This window comes from Actinopolyspora alba, assembly GCF_900112765.1.
Lineage (GTDB): Bacteria > Actinomycetota > Actinomycetes > Mycobacteriales > Pseudonocardiaceae > Actinopolyspora > Actinopolyspora alba.
This window is the reverse complement of the sequence record NZ_FOMZ01000009.1, coordinates 131,360-145,936: the sequence shown is the minus strand read 5'-3', so window position 1 is coordinate 145,936 and position 14,577 is coordinate 131,360. Positions and strand designations below refer to the sequence as shown.

Below are 14,577 nucleotides of genomic sequence, written 5' to 3'. Positions count from 1 at the left end.
CCGAGTGGTCATCGGACCGGGTGCCCCGACATCACCCGCCGGTGAGGGAGTCCACCAGCTCCTCCGCGCTGGAAGCAGCCTCCAGCAGTTCACCCACGTGTGCCTTCGTACCCCGCAGCGGCTCCAGGGTCGGGATACGCACCAACGACTCGCGCCCCAGGTCGAAGATCACCGAGTCCCAGGAGGCGGCGGCGACCTCGTTCGGATAGCGCTCCAGACACCGACCGCGGAAGTAGGCCCTGGTGTCCTCCGGCGGTGTCGTGACGGCCTCGCGGACTTCCTCCTCGGCGAGGATGCGACGCATCGCACCACGGCTGACCAGCCGGTTGTAGAGTCCCTTGTCCATGCGCACGTCGGCGTACTGCAGGTCGATCATGTGCAACCGCGGCGAGCCCCAGCCGAGGTTGTCCCGGCTGCGGTAGTTCTCCATCAGTTTCAACTTGGCGGGCCAGTCGAGCCGGTCGGCGCACTCCATCGGATCGCGCGCGAGCAGGTCGAGGACCTCTCCCCAGGTGCGCACCACCTCGCCCGAGGTGTGGCTGCCGTGCGCCTCGACGTACTCCACCGCCCGCTCGTGATAGGCCCGCTGCAGGTCAAGACCGGTGAAATGTCGTCCGTCGGCGAGTTCGACCTTCTGATTGAGGCTCGGGTCGTGGCTGATCTGGTGCACCGCCTTGACCGGATCGGCCAACCGGAGATCGTCGAAACGACGTCCGGACTCGATCATGTCCAGGACCAGGGCGGTCGTGCCGAGCTTGAGGTAGGTGGCCGTCTCGGCGAGGTTGGCGTCGCCGAGGATCACGTGCAACCTGCGGTACTTGTCGGCATCGGCGTGGGGTTCGTCCCTGGTGTTGATGATGCCGCGTTTGAGGGTGGTCTCCAGGCCCACCTCGACCTCGACGTAATCGGCGCGCTGCGAGAGCTGGAAGCCCGGTTTCTCCCCCACCTGGCCGATGCCCACCCGACCGGAACCGCAGATGATCTGCCTGGAGACGAAGAAGGGAGTGAGTCCGGCGATGACGGCCGTGAACGGGGTGTCGCGGGCACACAGGTAGTTCTCGTGGGTGCCGTAGCTGGCACCCTTGCCGTCGATGTTGTTCTTGTACAGCTGGATCGGGGTGGTCCCCGGTACGCTGGCGGCGCGCAGCGCGGCCTCCTCCATCACCCGCTCCCCGGCCTTGTCCCAGAGCACGGCGTCACGCGGATTGGTCACCTCGGGAGCGGAGTACTCCGGGTGGGCGTGGTCGACGTAGAGTCGCGCACCGTTGGTGAGAATGACGTTGGCCGCACCGAGATCGTCACCCTCCGAACCGTTCGACGGTGCCGTCGAGGCGCCCATGTCGAAGCCGCGGGCGTCGCGCAACGGCGATTCCACCTCGTAGTCCCACCGAGCGCGCCGCGCTCGGGGGATGTCGGCCGCCGCCGCGTAGGCCAGCACGATGTGGGTGGAGGTCAGCACCGGGTTCGCGGTCGCGTCTCCCGGCACGGTGATCCCGTACTCCACCTCGGTTCCCATGATCCGACGCATGGTGTTCAGCCTACGGGTTCAACGCGGTGTACGACTCCCTGTAGCGGTCACATTCCGGTGCCGTGTGCGGGCAACGACGGTGGGACCGCGCCCGCTGTCGGTACCGGCTCGCTCACTGCCGCCACCGGCTCGATGCGGTCACCGCGAGAGGACGTTCGCCCGGCGCCGACAGCGGAACTGACATCCTCGGGTGGTGACCCTCGGAACGGAACGAGTCGCCGTCTACGACCGAAACGGCTCGGTGGTCGGTTCGGCCCCACGAGCGCGGATGCGCTCCGAGGGGCTGTGGCACGCGGCCACCTCGGTGCTGGTGCGTTCCACGGACCTGACGAAGGTCTACGTGCACCGCCGCACCGCGGACAAGGACGTCTACCCGGCCATGTACGACTGCTGGGCGGGTGGCGTCGTGGCGGCCGGTGAGGCTCCGGACGAGGCAGCCCGGCGGGAGTTGGCCGAGGAGCTGGGAATCCACGCGGAGCCGCGTTTCCTGTTCCGGACCAGCCACGAACGAGGGCCGGTGCGATTTCACGCCTTCGTGTACGAGATCCGCTGGGACGGGCCGGTGATCCACCAACCGGAGGAAATAGCCGCTGGTTGGTGGATGCCGCTGACCGAGCTGTGGGAATACACCCGTGATCCGGAATGGCCGTTCGTCCCGGACGGCAGGCAGTTCCTCATCGAGTGGTTCGACTTCCGGGAAAGTTGATCGAAGTTTTCCGGTCGGGTTGTCGAGCTACTCGCTTGGCGGAACCTCCCGCTTGCCCTCACCCCGGGACGTCCGACATCGAGTAGCGAGCTTCGAGAGCCCACGTCAGACGGCGGACCACCCGTTGTCCACCGGCAGCACCACTCCGTTGATGTTGCTGGCGGCCGTCGAGGCCAGGAAGACGATGGCGGATGCCTGCTCGTCGGCCTCGGCGACGCGACCGATGTTCTTGCCGTAGCTGCCGAGAACGTTGGGGCCGAGCGCCTCGGGATCGGCGTCGACGGTGATGCCGGTCGCGGTACCGCCGGGTGCGATCGCGTTGGCTCGGATACCGCTGTCGCGGTACATGACGGCCAGTGACTTCGTGAGTCCGACGATTCCGTGCTTGGCGGAGGTGTAGGCGGCCCCCGCCGCGCTGCCCCGCAGGGAAGCCTCCGAGGCCGTGTTGACCACGACGCCGCTGCCCTTGGCCAGCATGTGCGGCAGCGCCGCGCGGGTGAGCAGGAAGGGAGCGCTCAGGTTGACCCGCAGGACTCGTTCCCACTCGGCGTCGGTCAGATCGGCCACCGCCGCGAAGCTGTCCATGATGCCCGCGTTGTTGACCAGCACGTCCGGACCGCCGAACCGTTCCACCGCGGTGGAGACGATCTCGTCGACCACGGTCCGATCGCCCAGGTCGCCGATCACGGTGGTCGCGGTGCCCTCCTGTTCCCGGATCAGCTGCTCGGTGGCCGAGGCACCCTCGGCATCGAGGTCCGCGATGAGTATCCGCGCTCCCTCCGAGGCGAACCGCAGCGCGGCGGCGCGCCCGATACCCGATCCGGCGCCGGTGACCACGACGCAACGCCCTTCCAGGCCGGTTCCACTCATCCCGAACTCCTTTTCCAGCCCGTTCCGGGCCCGCCGAACGACCGACGCGGCCCGAACCGTTCGATACTTCTAGGCACATTGTGCCAGATTTACATTACGCGCCGAAAAATGAACGGCCTAGAATCGGCTGACCGCCGCACGAGGAGGAAACTCAGGATGTCGAGCGAGCAGGAGACGTCCAACAGGCGCACCGGACGCCCGCCGCTGACCGAGCGCCGCAAGGCGGCGACGCGTATGGACATCGCACGCGAGGCGGTGCGGCTGTTCACGAGCAAAGGGGTCGCCGAGACCTCGGCAGATGAGATAGCTGAAGCGGCCGGGTTGTCGATTCGGACGCTGTGGCGCTACTGCCCTGGTCCGGGCAAGGAGAGCTTCATACGCCCACTGCTGACCAACGGGATCGACGACGTCGCCCGAGCGTTGGCCGACTGGGCACCCGGCGAAGCACTGCCCGACCGACTGCGCGGGCACGCCGGGGCAGACGAGAACGCGGACGTGGACACCATGCTGGCGCTGGTCCGACTGACCGAGGACGAGCCGGAGATCAGGACGGTGTGGCTGCAGGCCCACCGGGACGCGGAACCCGCGTTCGCCGCGGGTATCGCCCACCGAACCGGCAGGCGGGCCGACGAGCTGCGCGTGAAGACGGAGGCAGCGATGGTCAACACGGCGCTGCGGGTGGCCGTGGAGCACACCGCCGAGCACTCCCCCGGACCGGAGCGGGCCGGCACTGTGCTGCGTGCGGCGTTGCGCGAGGTCCTCCCGACGATCAGCCGGGATGCCCCCGACGATGCCGCCGGCAACGCTCTTCCCGGCGCGCCCGCTTAGAACCGCTCGACCACGAGGCCCCGTTCCCGATTCACGAGGTTTTCCCGGTTCACAGGACTCCCCCACCTCACAGACCGTGGCGGCGTTCGCCCATTACCACTTCACAGCCACGGGCCTCGGACTCCGGGGAGAACGGGTCCCCGCGAACGGCGACCGCACGGGTGATCTCCTCCTCGACCAGGTCGGCGTTGATGCGTGCCGCCGCGTTGGCTCCCGCCGCGGCAGCGGGACCGACCTGGGCCGACGGATCGGTGACATTGCCCGCGACCCACACTCCGTCGACATCGGTGGCACCGGCCGCGTCGGACGGAACGTACTCCCCGACCCCGGCCGGGTGCTCCACCGCACCCAGCCCGAGCTCGGCCAGGAACGCGGCACGCGCGGTCATCCGTGGCGCGACCGCGAGCACTTCGCGGCCGACCACGGTGCCGCCGACGAGTCGCACCCCGCTGATCCCACGCTCACCGAGCTCCAACGAGTCGACAGCGCCCTCGATCACCTCGATGCCGCGTGCCGCGAGCCGTTCCGCCTCCTCGCCGGTGGGCGCGGGCCGAGTGTGGGAGAAGAACTTGACGTCCAAGCTCCACTGGCGGAACAGCAACGCCTGGTGCACCGACATCGGTCCGGTGGCCAGCACGCCGATGGCCCGGTCCCGAACCTCCCAGCCGTGGCAGTACGGGCAGTGCACCACGTCCCTGCCCCAGCGTTCCCGCAGCCCGGCCACCTCGGGCAGCTCGTCGACCAGGCCCGTGGTCACCAGCAACCGGTGGGCACTGAGCCGAGAACCGTCGAGCAGTGTCACGTCGAATCCGGCGCCGTCCCGAACCACTGACCCCACCTCGCCCGCGAGCAGGTGACCACCGTGATCGCGCACCTCCTCCCGGCCGCGTTCCAGCAGCTCCGCAGGAGGGATCCCCTCGCGCCCGAGCAACCCGTGAACCCCGGAGGCCGGGGCGTTGCGCGGCTCGCCCGAGTCGATCACCACCACTGAGCGCCGCGCCCGCGAGAGCGTCAGCGCCCCGTTCAAACCGGCGGCTCCGCCCCCGATCACCGCCACCTCGTAGCGCTTACCCGATTCGTCGGTCATTACCACCACCTCCGCGACCACCATGCGAATCCACGGGCAACATCTGCAAATTTTGTTGCCGCAATGGCAAACTGCGGGTATGGACGACGACCTCGATCAGACGCTCGACACGGTCGGTCCCCGGCTGCGAGCGCTCCGCAGACAGCGCGAAACCACGCTCAACGAGCTGTCGGAGACGACCGGTATATCGGTGAGCACGCTGTCCCGCCTGGAATCGGGCGAGCGCAGACCGGCCCTCGAACTACTGCTCCCGCTGGCGAGGGCGCACGGTGTGACGCTCGACGAACTCGTGGACGCCCCGCCCACCGGCGACCCGCGCGTGCACCTGCGGCCGGTCAACCGGCACGGCATGACCATGCTGCCGCTGACCCGCCGCGCGGGCGGCATCCAGGCGTACAAGCTCGTGATCCCTGCCAGCCGCAGCCCCGCCGTTCCCGATCCGCGGAGCCACGAGGGCTACGAATGGCTCTACGTGCTCAACGGGCGCCTCCGGCTCGTGCTCGGCGAGCACGACCTGGAGCTCTCCCCCGGCGAGGCCGCCGAGTTCGACACCCGCACACCGCACTGGTTCGGCAGCGCCACCGAGGATTCCGTGGAATTCCTCAGCCTGTTCGGCAAGCAGGGCGAGCGCGCCCACTTGCGGGCCCAACCCCGCAAGAACTCCTCTTGAAGTGACCGGCCAGTAGGCGCAGCCACCTCGGCCCGCGAGAGGTGCGGGTGGCGGAACCTCCAGGGGCGCCGAAGCGGCCCGGCGATTTCGCGAGAAATCGACGCGCCCTCGGTGCGACAGCACCGAAACGACCACGCACGCAGCCCGACCACCAGCGGGTTCTCCCGTGCGGCTCTCGTGAGGACGGCCCCGACGTTGTGTAGGCCGCTACCCGAAGTCGGGGCACCCGCAACGAGAGCCGTGCGAGAGGTTCCGCCAAGCAACCGCTCGAGCAACTCGATCGCGTGTAAGTTCCTAGTCCCAGGGTAGGGCGGAACGCTCTCCCCAGTAGGTCGCCGGGTCCCCGGCGACGGCCGCCAGCTCGTCGAGATCACGCCTGTTCAGCGAGACCGAGCGGGCGGCCAGGTTGCTGCGCAGCTGCCCCACGCTCGCCGCACCGAGCAGCACCGTGTCCGCCCACGGCTGAGCCAGCACATGCGCGAGGGCGACCGCGTCGGCACCGGCACCGTGCCTGCCCGCCACCGCGGCCAGCGGCTCCGGCGGCCGCGAGGCCAGCCTGCCGTTGGCCAGGGTCTCCTTGACCAGCACCCGCCAACCACCCTCGTGGGCGTGCGACAGCGCCCTGCCCGCCGACGGTTCCAAGGAGTTCCACGTGGCCTGCACGGCACCGAACAGCTGTTCACCGCCCACCCGCAACTCCCAGGCCGCCTCGATCGCGGCAGCCTGGTCAGCTCCTGTCGTGGAGATTCCCAGCAGCACTCCGCTGTCCCGCAGCCGGGCCAGCTCCCGCTGCAACTCGGTGTCCTCGAACAGTGGGCTGTCGGTGGTCAACGAGTGCACCTGGTACAGCTTCAGGTTCTCACCCAGCGCTTCACGGCTGGCGGGCCACTGCTGCCGGAAGCGCTCCAACGAGTGTTCCTTGATCTCGTGGACCTCGGTCTCGACACGCCATTCGGCGACGTAGGCGTAGCCCCACTTGCTGGACACGACCACGTCCTCGTGGCCGCGGTCGCGCAGCCACTCGGCCAGGAACTGCTCGGCGCTGCCGTAGGAACGTGCCGTGTCCACCCGGCGGATCCCCGCCTCGTACGCCTCGTCCAGCACCTGCCTGGTCCGGGTACGCATGGCATCGACGGTGCGATTCTCGGGCAGCACGTCGACACGTCCCACGTTGATGTAGGCGGGCCTGCCCAGGGCGGCCAATCCGACACCGAAACGGTCCACCGGACCGGTCGAGGCATCCGTCATGCGCCGTAACCTATCGGCCCCGCGTCGATGACGACACCGGTGACGCCGACCGCGCCGTGACACAGCTACGGGGCGCCACTCGAACGAGTGACGCCCCGTTTGGGTCAATGGCCAGGTTGGTCAAGTGGCCCGCTTGATCACCGGCCAGGTGTCGAAGACCGGCCCTCCGACACGGTGACACGGCTGACCGTCGACCGCTGGTACTGCCGACTGCGGGTACTCGGACGACCGGAGGAACCGGTACGACTACAGGTACTGGCCGGTGTTGGTGGCGGTGTCGATCGCCTTGCCCGACTCCTGGTTCTTACCGCTGACCAGGGTGCGGATGTAGACGATGCGCTCACCCTTCTTCCCCGAGATACGTGCCCAGTCATCCGGGTTGGTGGTGTTGGGCAGGTCCTCGTTCTCGGCGAACTCGTCGACGATGGCGTCCTGCAGGTTCTGCACCCGCAAGCCGGGCTGCCCCGTGTCGATGGCGGACTTGATCGCCGCCTTCTTCGCACGGTCCACGATGTTCTGAATCATGGCACCGGAGTTGAAGTCCTTGAAGTACAGGATCTCCTTGTCCCCGTTGGCGTAGGTGACCTCCAGGAAGCGGTTCTCGTCGGTCTCGGCGTACATCCGCTCCACCGTGGTCTGGATCATCGCGTCCACACAGGACGGCTGATCGCCACCGAACTCCCGCAGATCCTCCTCGTGGATCGGCAGGTCGCTGGTGAGGTACTTGGAGAAGATGTCCTTGGCCGATTCGGCGTCGGGCCGCTCGATCTTGATCTTGACGTCGAGCCTGCCGGGACGCAGGATCGCCGGATCGATCATGTCCTCCCGGTTGGAGGCACCGATGACGATGACGTTCTCCAGGCCCTCCACACCGTCGATCTCGCTGAGCAGCTGGGGAACGATGGTGGTCTCCACATCGGAGGAGACTCCACTCCCCCTGGTGCGGAAGATCGAGTCCATCTCGTCGAAGAACACGATCACCGGTGTGCCCTCGGACGCCTTCTCCCGAGCACGCTGGAAGATCAGCCGGATGTGGCGCTCGGTCTCGCCCACGAACTTGTTCAGCAGTTCGGGACCCTTGATGTTGAGGAAGTACGACTTGGCCTGACCGTCCTCGTCGCCTCGGGACGAGGCGACCTTCTTGGCCAACGAGTTGGCCACCGCCTTGGCGATCAGGGTCTTGCCGCAACCGGGTGGTCCGTACAGCAGCACACCCTTGGGAGGTGCCAGCTTGTACTGGATGTAGAGCTCCGAATGCAGGAACGGCAGCTCGACGGCGTCCCGGATCTCCTCGATCTGACCACCGAGGCCACCGATGTCCTGGTAACCGACATCGGGCACCTCCTCCAGCGTGAGATCCTCGACATCGGCCTTGGGAACCGTGTCGTAGGCGTAGCCGACCTTGCTGTCCACCAGGACCGAGTCACCGGACTTCAGGCCGGACTCGACCATGGGCGGCGTCAGCCACACCACGCGTTCCTCGTCGCTGTGGCCGGTCACCAGTGCCCGTCGAGGCTGATCCGTTTCGGCGGTCGGAAGCATCTCACGGAAGGTGCAAACCTCGCCGGTACGTTCGAACGTTCCCTCCTCGACCACAGTCAACGCCTCGTTGAGGCGCACCGACTGGCCGAGTTGCAACTCCTCCACATTCACGTTGGGTGACACGGCCACACGCATCTTCCTGCCGGAAGTGAACACGTCGACCGTGCCGTCCTCGTAACGGCTGAGGAAAACGCCGTACCCACTCGGTGGCTGAGCGAGTCGGTCAACTTCCTCGCGCAGCGCGGTCAGCTGGCTCCGCGCTTCCTTGAGGGTCTCGGTGAGCTTGGCGTTCCGTTCGGTGAGTTGGCTCACTCTCTCGGATGCCTCGGCAAGCCGCTGCTCCAACAACCGCACCTGTTGCGGGGACTCGTTGAGCCTGTCTCGAAGCGAGGCGACCTCGTCCTCCAGCTCGCGGATCTGCTTGTTCGTTTCCGCACTGCCGCGGGCTCCCTGGCCAACGCCCTCTTCAGGCCGGTTGTCGGGACGGTCGTGCTGCATATCGGCACCCTCCTCCCGTGTTCGTACCACCACGGTACCGGCGATCAACGACAACGCGAGGTCGTCGAATCCCGCTAGACGGCCCAGCGTGCCACACGAATCGGCCGCATCACATGAACTGAGCCACTCCGGCATTGTTGCGATTCGTTACGCGGTTCGCCGGATGACCACGGTGCGTTTCGTCCCGTTGGTCCGTTCGGGAGAGACTTTCCTCGTCGACGCCGATCGCGTGGCCTGTTCGCACACCTACTGTCGCGATCACCGCACCGCACGGAGCGCACACGGGCATCCGTGTGGTAACCGATTCGTGATCCCGACACGATCGTGCGGCCAACCACGGGAGTCCCACTGCTCGGGAGGAACGAGCCACGGACAACCGCCGACCACTACCCGACTCCGAAGCGGCCTGCTCTGATCTACTTGAGTACCGCTGCTGCGCGAGTACCCGCCGCAGGAGCCTGTTTCGGAACCGCACGGAAGGGCACGTGCCTCGGGAGGCCCCGATGACCCAGCCGCCACGAAGATCCGGACCCGGTGGAGAGGCCCGGCGACCGGAGAACGGAACCGGAGATCACCGGGCCGAGCCGTCCGCCTCGTGGCAACACTCCGCCCCGGGAGAACCACCCGTCGGGCAACCGTTGCCCCGGGGCCATCGGGGACCACCTCCCTCGGAACGACACGTTCCCGGCACTCCACCACCACCGCCGGACTGGGGCGATCCCGCGTTCAACCGCGGTCTGCCCCGGAACGAGTCCCCGGAACCGTTCGAGACCGCTCCGCCGACCGAACACCGCTCACGACGGCGATGGGTACTTCCGGCGCTGCTCGGCGCGCTGCTCGCCGGGGCCGCCACGGGCGGCTACTTCCTGTTCTTCACCGGGCCGGACGACCCCCGCCCCGCCGCCGCGAACCTGTTGGACAGAATCAACGACGGCCGATTCGAATCGCTCGAACCGGAACTGTGTTCGGCGAACCGCGCGAAGCTGCTCCGGCAGCTCGAACAGCTCAGCGCGGGCGAGTTCGACCTGAACCTGGGGGAGATCAGTGCACGAGGCGACAGCGCGACGGTCCGGGTCACCGGAACCTACTCCGCGGGCAGTGCGTCCTATCGGGTCGATCAACCGCTCGGCCTGCGATGGGAGGACGGCCGATGGCGACTCTGCGACCTGACCCGTTGACGCGGAACGACGACTGAGACGGCAACGGTGCGACGTTCCCGAAGCGGTGAACAGTGACCGCACCGCTCCACGAGGAGTAACGATTTCGAAAGGCGAGGAGAAATGACCCACCCACCGCAGCATCCCGATCCGAACGACCCCTGGCAGCAGAACCAGGGGCAGCAGGGCGGCTACCACCCCGAGCTCGGCCAGCAACCGGCCTGGGGACAGCAGCCGGGCGGGCAGTACCCCCAGAGCGGCGGGCAACCGGCCTGGGGACAGCAGTACGGCCAGGATCCCTACGGGCAGCAACCGGGTGGCCAGCATCCCCAGACCGGCGGGCAGTACCCCCAGACCGGCGGGCAGCCCGTGTGGGGCCAACAGCCCGGTGGGCAGTATCCGCAGAGCGGTCCGCAGCAGGCATGGGGGCAGCAACAAGCTTGGGGACAGCAGCAGGCGTGGGGACAGCCGCAGCAGGGCTTCCCGGGCGATCCCAACGCCTACCCGCCCTACGCGCAGCCTGGCGGTCCGTACCCACCGCCGCAGCGGAAGTCCAAGCTCCCCTGGATCCTCGGCGGCGCCGGGGTGGGAGTCGTCGTCATCGGCGGGATCGTCGCCCTGCTGTTCGTGGTGCTCGGCGGCCCCGGCGACCCGGAGGACGTGGCGCAGGAGTACGTGAACAAGATCAAGGGGAAGGACTTCCCCGCACTGGCCTCGATGACCTGTGAAAACACACTAAGTGATCAGGACAACCCCTTCAACGACGTCAACAGGGAAGACCTGATCAAGTCGTTCAAGAATCGAGGGCTCAGCCAGGAGCAAGCGACCCAGGTCTTCAACGAGATGGAGTTCAACGTCGAGCTCGAAAAGGTCACCAGAAAGTCCGACACCACGGCAGTGGCCAGCATGACCGGAAACATGGTGATCAAGGTCGAGGGGCCGACGGGCACGCGGTCGACCGAAGAGAACATCGGCGGTGAGATGGACATGGTGGTCGAGGACGGCGAGTGGAAGATGTGCGACGGCGCCGCCCAGCCCACCGGCTGAAACCGCGACCCCGCTCCGACTTCCCAGCCGATAAGCCAGGACCGGGAAGTCGGAGCTGGTCACCCGGTGACCACACGAAGGCCACTCGGGTGGGGGTCAGCCCTTGCTCGGCCTGCGGTGCACCCGCAGCGGCGTGACCCCGTCGGCCAGTCTGCGCGTCACCAGCAGAAACGCTGTGTGGGCGACCATGCGGTGCTCGGGGCGCACCGCCATGCCCACCGCGTGCCACGGCCGCAGCAGCGTCTCCCAGGACTGCGGCTCGGTCCAGCCCTGCTGCTCGCGCAGCGCCTCGGTGACCGTGGACAGCTGGGTGGTGGTGGCCACGTACACCACGAGCACACCACCGGGCACGAGAGCGCGGTGCACCGTCTCCAGGGCCTCCCACGGCGAGACCATGTCGAGCACGACCCGGTCCACCTCGCCGCCGTCGTACTCGGTGACGTCGCCGACCCGCAGCGTCCAGTTGTCCGGCCGCTCGCCGAAGAACCGCTCGACGTTGCGCTCCGCGTGGTCGGCGTGGTCCTGGCGCACCTCCCAGGAGTCCACCGAACCGCCGTCGCCCACCGCGCGCAGCAGCGAACAGGTCAACGCGCCCGAACCGGCACCGGCCTCCAGCACCCTGGCTCCGGGCCGGATGTCGCCCCACATCAGGATCTGCGCGGCGTCCTTGGGGTAGATGACCTGCGCCCCGCGCGGCATGGACAGCACGTAGTCGGACAGCAACGGGCGGACCGCCAGATAGGAGGTTCCGCCGTTGGAGCTGACGACCGACCCCTCGTCGCGACCGATGATCTCGTCGTGCGGCAGCACACCGTGCTGGGTGTGGTACTCGCCGCCGGACTGCAACACGATCGTCTTACGCCGACCCTTGGGATCGGTCAATTGAACGCGGTCTCCCGCCTCGAACGGACCGCTGACACTGCTCACCTGTGCGAACCTCCCGCGAATGCGTCCACTGGACCGATGCGGACACGGCGGCTCATCCTGCCAGACGCGCCGTACGTCCCTACAGCTGCGCCCCTGCCGCTGAGGCCCCGCGGCGGAACAGCACCGGGCCGGGGGTCAGGACTGCGGCCCGTAGCGCCGTGCCGCGTCCCGTACGGCGGTACGGCGCAACACGCCGCAGGGTCTGCCCTCGGAGTCGACCACCAGGAGCTGCTCCGCCGACACAGTGCGCAGCCGGTGCAACACCTGTTCAGGGGACTCGTCGTGCAGCAGCACGGTCTCGGGCAGCACCTCCTCGGACGCCCGTTCGGCGGGCTCTCCGGGAGAGGTCGCGGCCAGCTGGGCGGCACGCGACTGGTCCAGCAGGCCCACCGCCACCCCGTCGGCCCGCACCAGCACCACGCCACGTCCCGCGGCGGCCGACAGCGCGTCGCCCACCGGGCTCTCCGCGGGCAGTTGCAGCACGGGCCGCAACAGGTCCGCCAACACCGCCCCGCTGGGCCAGCGCTCTCCCCGCCCGGCGGTGTACTCCGAGTACGCCCCTGCGAGCACGAACCAGGCCATCAGCGCACACACCGCCAGCCGCAACCACCGCCCGGGAGCGTCGCTCAGCGCACCACCGACCGCCCACCCGAGCAGCCCGAGCGCGACGACCACCGCCCCCAGAGCCCCCGCGACGGTTCCGCGGTGCCGATCGGAGGTCAGCCGCCAGGTGACCGCACGCAGCATCCTGCCGCCGTCCAGCGGCAGCCCGGGGAGCAGGTTGAACACCCCGACCGCGAGGTTGGCCACGCAGGTCTGCGCCACCAGCAGCCACACCGCACCGTGCGGCTGCAGCGCGAACCAGCCGATCCCGGTGAAACCGGCGAGCACCAGCGACACCACGGGGCCCGCCGCCGCGATCAGCCCCTCGCGGAACGCGGTGGGAGGGCTGCGGGCGATCTCGGATATCCCGCCGAGCAGGAACAGCCGCACCCGCCGCACCGGCAGGCCCAGGCGCAGCGCCACGAGACAGTGCCCGAGCTCGTGCAGCAGCACCGAACCGGCCAGGAACACGGTGAACGCGGCAGCGACGAACGCGCTCGCCCATATCCCCGCGTGCGGCAGCAGACCGCGCACCAGCGGGGTGTAGAGCAGCACGATGAGGACGGCGCCCAACCACCAGGACGGGGACAGCAGTACCGGAACCCCGACGACCCGGCAGAGCCGCAGCCCCGCACCGCCGGAACCCGCTCGCCTCTCCTCGGTGGTGGCCATACGAGCAGCCTAGAACGCCGCGACGACAACGAGCGGATCACGGTGCCGGGAACGCGGCGTGTCGTGGTTCCCGGTACTCCTCCGAGAGCCGTCTCCGATGCGAACGCTCCGGTGTGGCAGGACCGGCTTACCGGCCGGGTTCCCGGCACGGATCCTGCCGTGCGGAGAGCGGGAAGGAGTCCCACCACGTGAGCACCTCGGCGAACCGGGACCACGAAGCCCTACTAGGGTTGCCGGTCATGGCGGAATCTGCCCGGAACGAAACAGGCGGCGAGCTCGCGAGTTCCGCGCGCGGGGGATCCGGTGGGCGTCGTCCGGCGCTCTCACCGTCCCGCGCGAGCGATTTCAAGCAGTGCCCGCTGCTGTACCGGTTCCGCGCGGTGGACCGACTTCCGGAAACCCCCACGAAGGCGCAGGCACGCGGCACCGTGGTGCACTCGGTGTTGGAACGGCTGTTCCAGCTGCCCGCCGCGCGGCGGGACCGTGCCACGGCAGCCGAACTCCTCACGCCCGCCTGGCGGGAACTGCGCGCCGAGCAGCCCGAGCTGGCCGAGCTGTTCGCCGACGAGCACGAGTTGACCGAGTGGCTGGAATCCACCGGCGAGCTGCTCGAGTCGTACTTCGAGCTGGAGGACCCGCGGCGGCTCGACCCCGAGGCGTGCGAGATGCGGGTGGAGACCGAGCTGGACAGCGGTGTACTGCTGCGGGGATTCATCGACCGGGTCGATGTCGCCCCCACCGGGGAGGTGCGGCTGGTCGATTACAAGACCGGTGCCGCGCCCCGGCAGATAGGCGAGAACAAGGCGCTGTTCCAGATGAAGTTCTACGCCCTGGTGCTGTGGCGAACCCGAGGAGAGCTGCCCCGACAGCTGCTGCTGATGTATCTGAAGGACCGACAGTCGCTGGCCTACACGCCCGACGAGGCGGAGCTGCGTCGGTTCGAGCGGACGCTGGAGGCCATCTGGCAGGCCATCCTGCGCGCGGGACGCAGCGGCGACTTCCGCCCCACGCCGTCCCGGTTGTGCGACTTCTGCGACTTCAAACCGCTGTGCCCCGCACACGGTGGGACGGCTCCGCCCTACCCCGGTTGGCCGGAACCGGAACGACGAACCGCCGCTTCCGCCGAACACGGCGCCTGAACTCCGGCAGCAGTCCGAGCGAGAACGGCCGTGCGAAACGGATCACACGGCGGGA

General features: G+C 68.4%; 13 protein-coding genes. 6 read left to right on the top strand and 7 right to left on the bottom strand.

The features are described 5' to 3' along the window. Window positions 1-31: 31 nt before the first annotated feature. Entirely contained in the window at window positions 32-1,528 is a 1,497-nt protein-coding gene (dop, locus tag BM150_RS15135; protein ID WP_092927918.1) for a depupylase/deamidase Dop, read from the bottom strand. Between the two features lie 193 nt (window positions 1,529-1,721). Between dop and BM150_RS15130 the strand changes: the two genes are divergently transcribed. Then, entirely contained in the window at window positions 1,722-2,234 is a 513-nt protein-coding gene (locus BM150_RS15130; protein WP_245755506.1) for an NUDIX hydrolase, read from the top strand. Between the two features lie 105 nt (window positions 2,235-2,339). On the opposite strand, the gene BM150_RS15125 is transcribed toward BM150_RS15130, so the two are convergent. Next, window positions 2,340-3,104, bottom strand: coding sequence for an SDR family NAD(P)-dependent oxidoreductase (locus BM150_RS15125; protein WP_092927917.1), 765 nt, complete (start codon window positions 3,102-3,104; stop codon window positions 2,340-2,342). Window positions 3,105-3,260: 156 nt separating this feature from the next. On the opposite strand from BM150_RS15125, the gene BM150_RS15120 reads away from it, so the two are divergent. Next, on the top strand, window positions 3,261-3,932 hold the full coding sequence (locus BM150_RS15120) for a TetR/AcrR family transcriptional regulator (protein WP_092927916.1): 672 nt from the start codon (window positions 3,261-3,263) through the stop codon (window positions 3,930-3,932). Between the two features lie 67 nt (window positions 3,933-3,999). Here the strand turns inward: BM150_RS15120 and BM150_RS15115 are convergent, their stop codons facing one another. Continuing rightward, complete coding sequence (locus BM150_RS15115; RefSeq protein ID WP_217641663.1) at window positions 4,000-5,019, bottom strand: NAD(P)/FAD-dependent oxidoreductase; 1,020 nt, start codon at window positions 5,017-5,019, stop codon at window positions 4,000-4,002. Between the two features lie 79 nt (window positions 5,020-5,098). On the opposite strand from BM150_RS15115, the gene BM150_RS15110 reads away from it, so the two are divergent. Beyond that, entirely contained in the window at window positions 5,099-5,689 is a 591-nt protein-coding gene (locus tag BM150_RS15110) for a helix-turn-helix domain-containing protein (protein WP_092927914.1), read from the top strand. A 294-nt stretch (window positions 5,690-5,983) separates the two neighbouring features. Here BM150_RS15110 and BM150_RS15105 read toward each other — a convergent pair whose 3' ends face one another. Both BM150_RS15105 and arc read right to left on the bottom strand, forming a co-directional pair. Next, entirely contained in the window at window positions 5,984-6,937 is a 954-nt protein-coding gene (locus BM150_RS15105) for an aldo/keto reductase (protein ID WP_092927913.1), read from the bottom strand. Window positions 6,938-7,183: 246 nt separating this feature from the next. Further along, window positions 7,184-8,977 (bottom strand): proteasome ATPase, encoded by a 1,794-nt coding sequence (arc, locus tag BM150_RS15100; RefSeq protein ID WP_092928050.1) that lies wholly within the window; start codon window positions 8,975-8,977, stop codon window positions 7,184-7,186. 503 nt (window positions 8,978-9,480) lie between these two features. Here arc and BM150_RS15095 point away from each other — a divergent pair. Next, a complete protein-coding gene (locus BM150_RS15095; RefSeq protein ID WP_092927912.1) occupies window positions 9,481-10,155 on the top strand; it encodes a hypothetical protein in 675 nt (224 codons plus the stop codon). Window positions 10,156-10,257: 102 nt separating this feature from the next. Continuing rightward, entirely contained in the window at window positions 10,258-11,181 is a 924-nt protein-coding gene (locus BM150_RS15090; protein WP_092927911.1) for an Rv0361 family membrane protein, read from the top strand. A gap of 96 nt (window positions 11,182-11,277) precedes the next feature. Here the strand turns inward: BM150_RS15090 and BM150_RS15085 are convergent, their stop codons facing one another. Next, window positions 11,278-12,108: a tRNA (adenine-N1)-methyltransferase gene (locus BM150_RS15085; protein ID WP_092927910.1), complete on the bottom strand. Its 831-nt coding sequence runs from the start codon at window positions 12,106-12,108 to the stop codon at window positions 11,278-11,280. A gap of 135 nt (window positions 12,109-12,243) precedes the next feature. After that, window positions 12,244-13,383, bottom strand: coding sequence for a site-2 protease family protein (locus BM150_RS15080; RefSeq protein WP_092927909.1), 1,140 nt, complete (start codon window positions 13,381-13,383; stop codon window positions 12,244-12,246). Window positions 13,384-13,622: 239 nt separating this feature from the next. On the opposite strand from BM150_RS15080, the gene BM150_RS15075 reads away from it, so the two are divergent. Continuing rightward, a complete protein-coding gene (locus tag BM150_RS15075; protein WP_092927908.1) occupies window positions 13,623-14,522 on the top strand; it encodes a RecB family exonuclease in 900 nt (299 codons plus the stop codon). Window positions 14,523-14,577: the final 55 nt, after the last annotated feature.

Excerpts from the sequence above, each read along its gene's own strand:
- dop (WP_092927918.1), bottom strand. The coding sequence starts at position 1,528 with ATGCGTCGGATCATGGGAACCGAGGTGGAGTACGGGATCACCGTGCCG.
- BM150_RS15125 (WP_092927917.1), bottom strand. The coding sequence starts at position 3,104 with ATGAGTGGAACCGGCCTGGAAGGGCGTTGCGTCGTGGTCACCGGCGCC.
- BM150_RS15120 (WP_092927916.1), top strand. The coding sequence starts at position 3,261 with ATGTCGAGCGAGCAGGAGACGTCCAACAGGCGCACCGGACGCCCGCCG.
- BM150_RS15115 (WP_217641663.1), bottom strand. The coding sequence starts at position 5,019 with ATGACCGACGAATCGGGTAAGCGCTACGAGGTGGCGGTGATCGGGGGC.
- BM150_RS15110 (WP_092927914.1), top strand. The coding sequence starts at position 5,099 with ATGGACGACGACCTCGATCAGACGCTCGACACGGTCGGTCCCCGGCTG.
- BM150_RS15105 (WP_092927913.1), bottom strand. The coding sequence starts at position 6,937 with ATGACGGATGCCTCGACCGGTCCGGTGGACCGTTTCGGTGTCGGATTG.
- arc (WP_092928050.1), bottom strand. The coding sequence starts at position 8,977 with ATGCAGCACGACCGTCCCGACAACCGGCCTGAAGAGGGCGTTGGCCAG.
- BM150_RS15095 (WP_092927912.1), top strand. The coding sequence starts at position 9,481 with ATGACCCAGCCGCCACGAAGATCCGGACCCGGTGGAGAGGCCCGGCGA.
- BM150_RS15090 (WP_092927911.1), top strand. The coding sequence starts at position 10,258 with ATGACCCACCCACCGCAGCATCCCGATCCGAACGACCCCTGGCAGCAG.
- BM150_RS15080 (WP_092927909.1), bottom strand. The coding sequence starts at position 13,383 with ATGGCCACCACCGAGGAGAGGCGAGCGGGTTCCGGCGGTGCGGGGCTG.
- BM150_RS15075 (WP_092927908.1), top strand. The coding sequence starts at position 13,623 with ATGGCGGAATCTGCCCGGAACGAAACAGGCGGCGAGCTCGCGAGTTCC.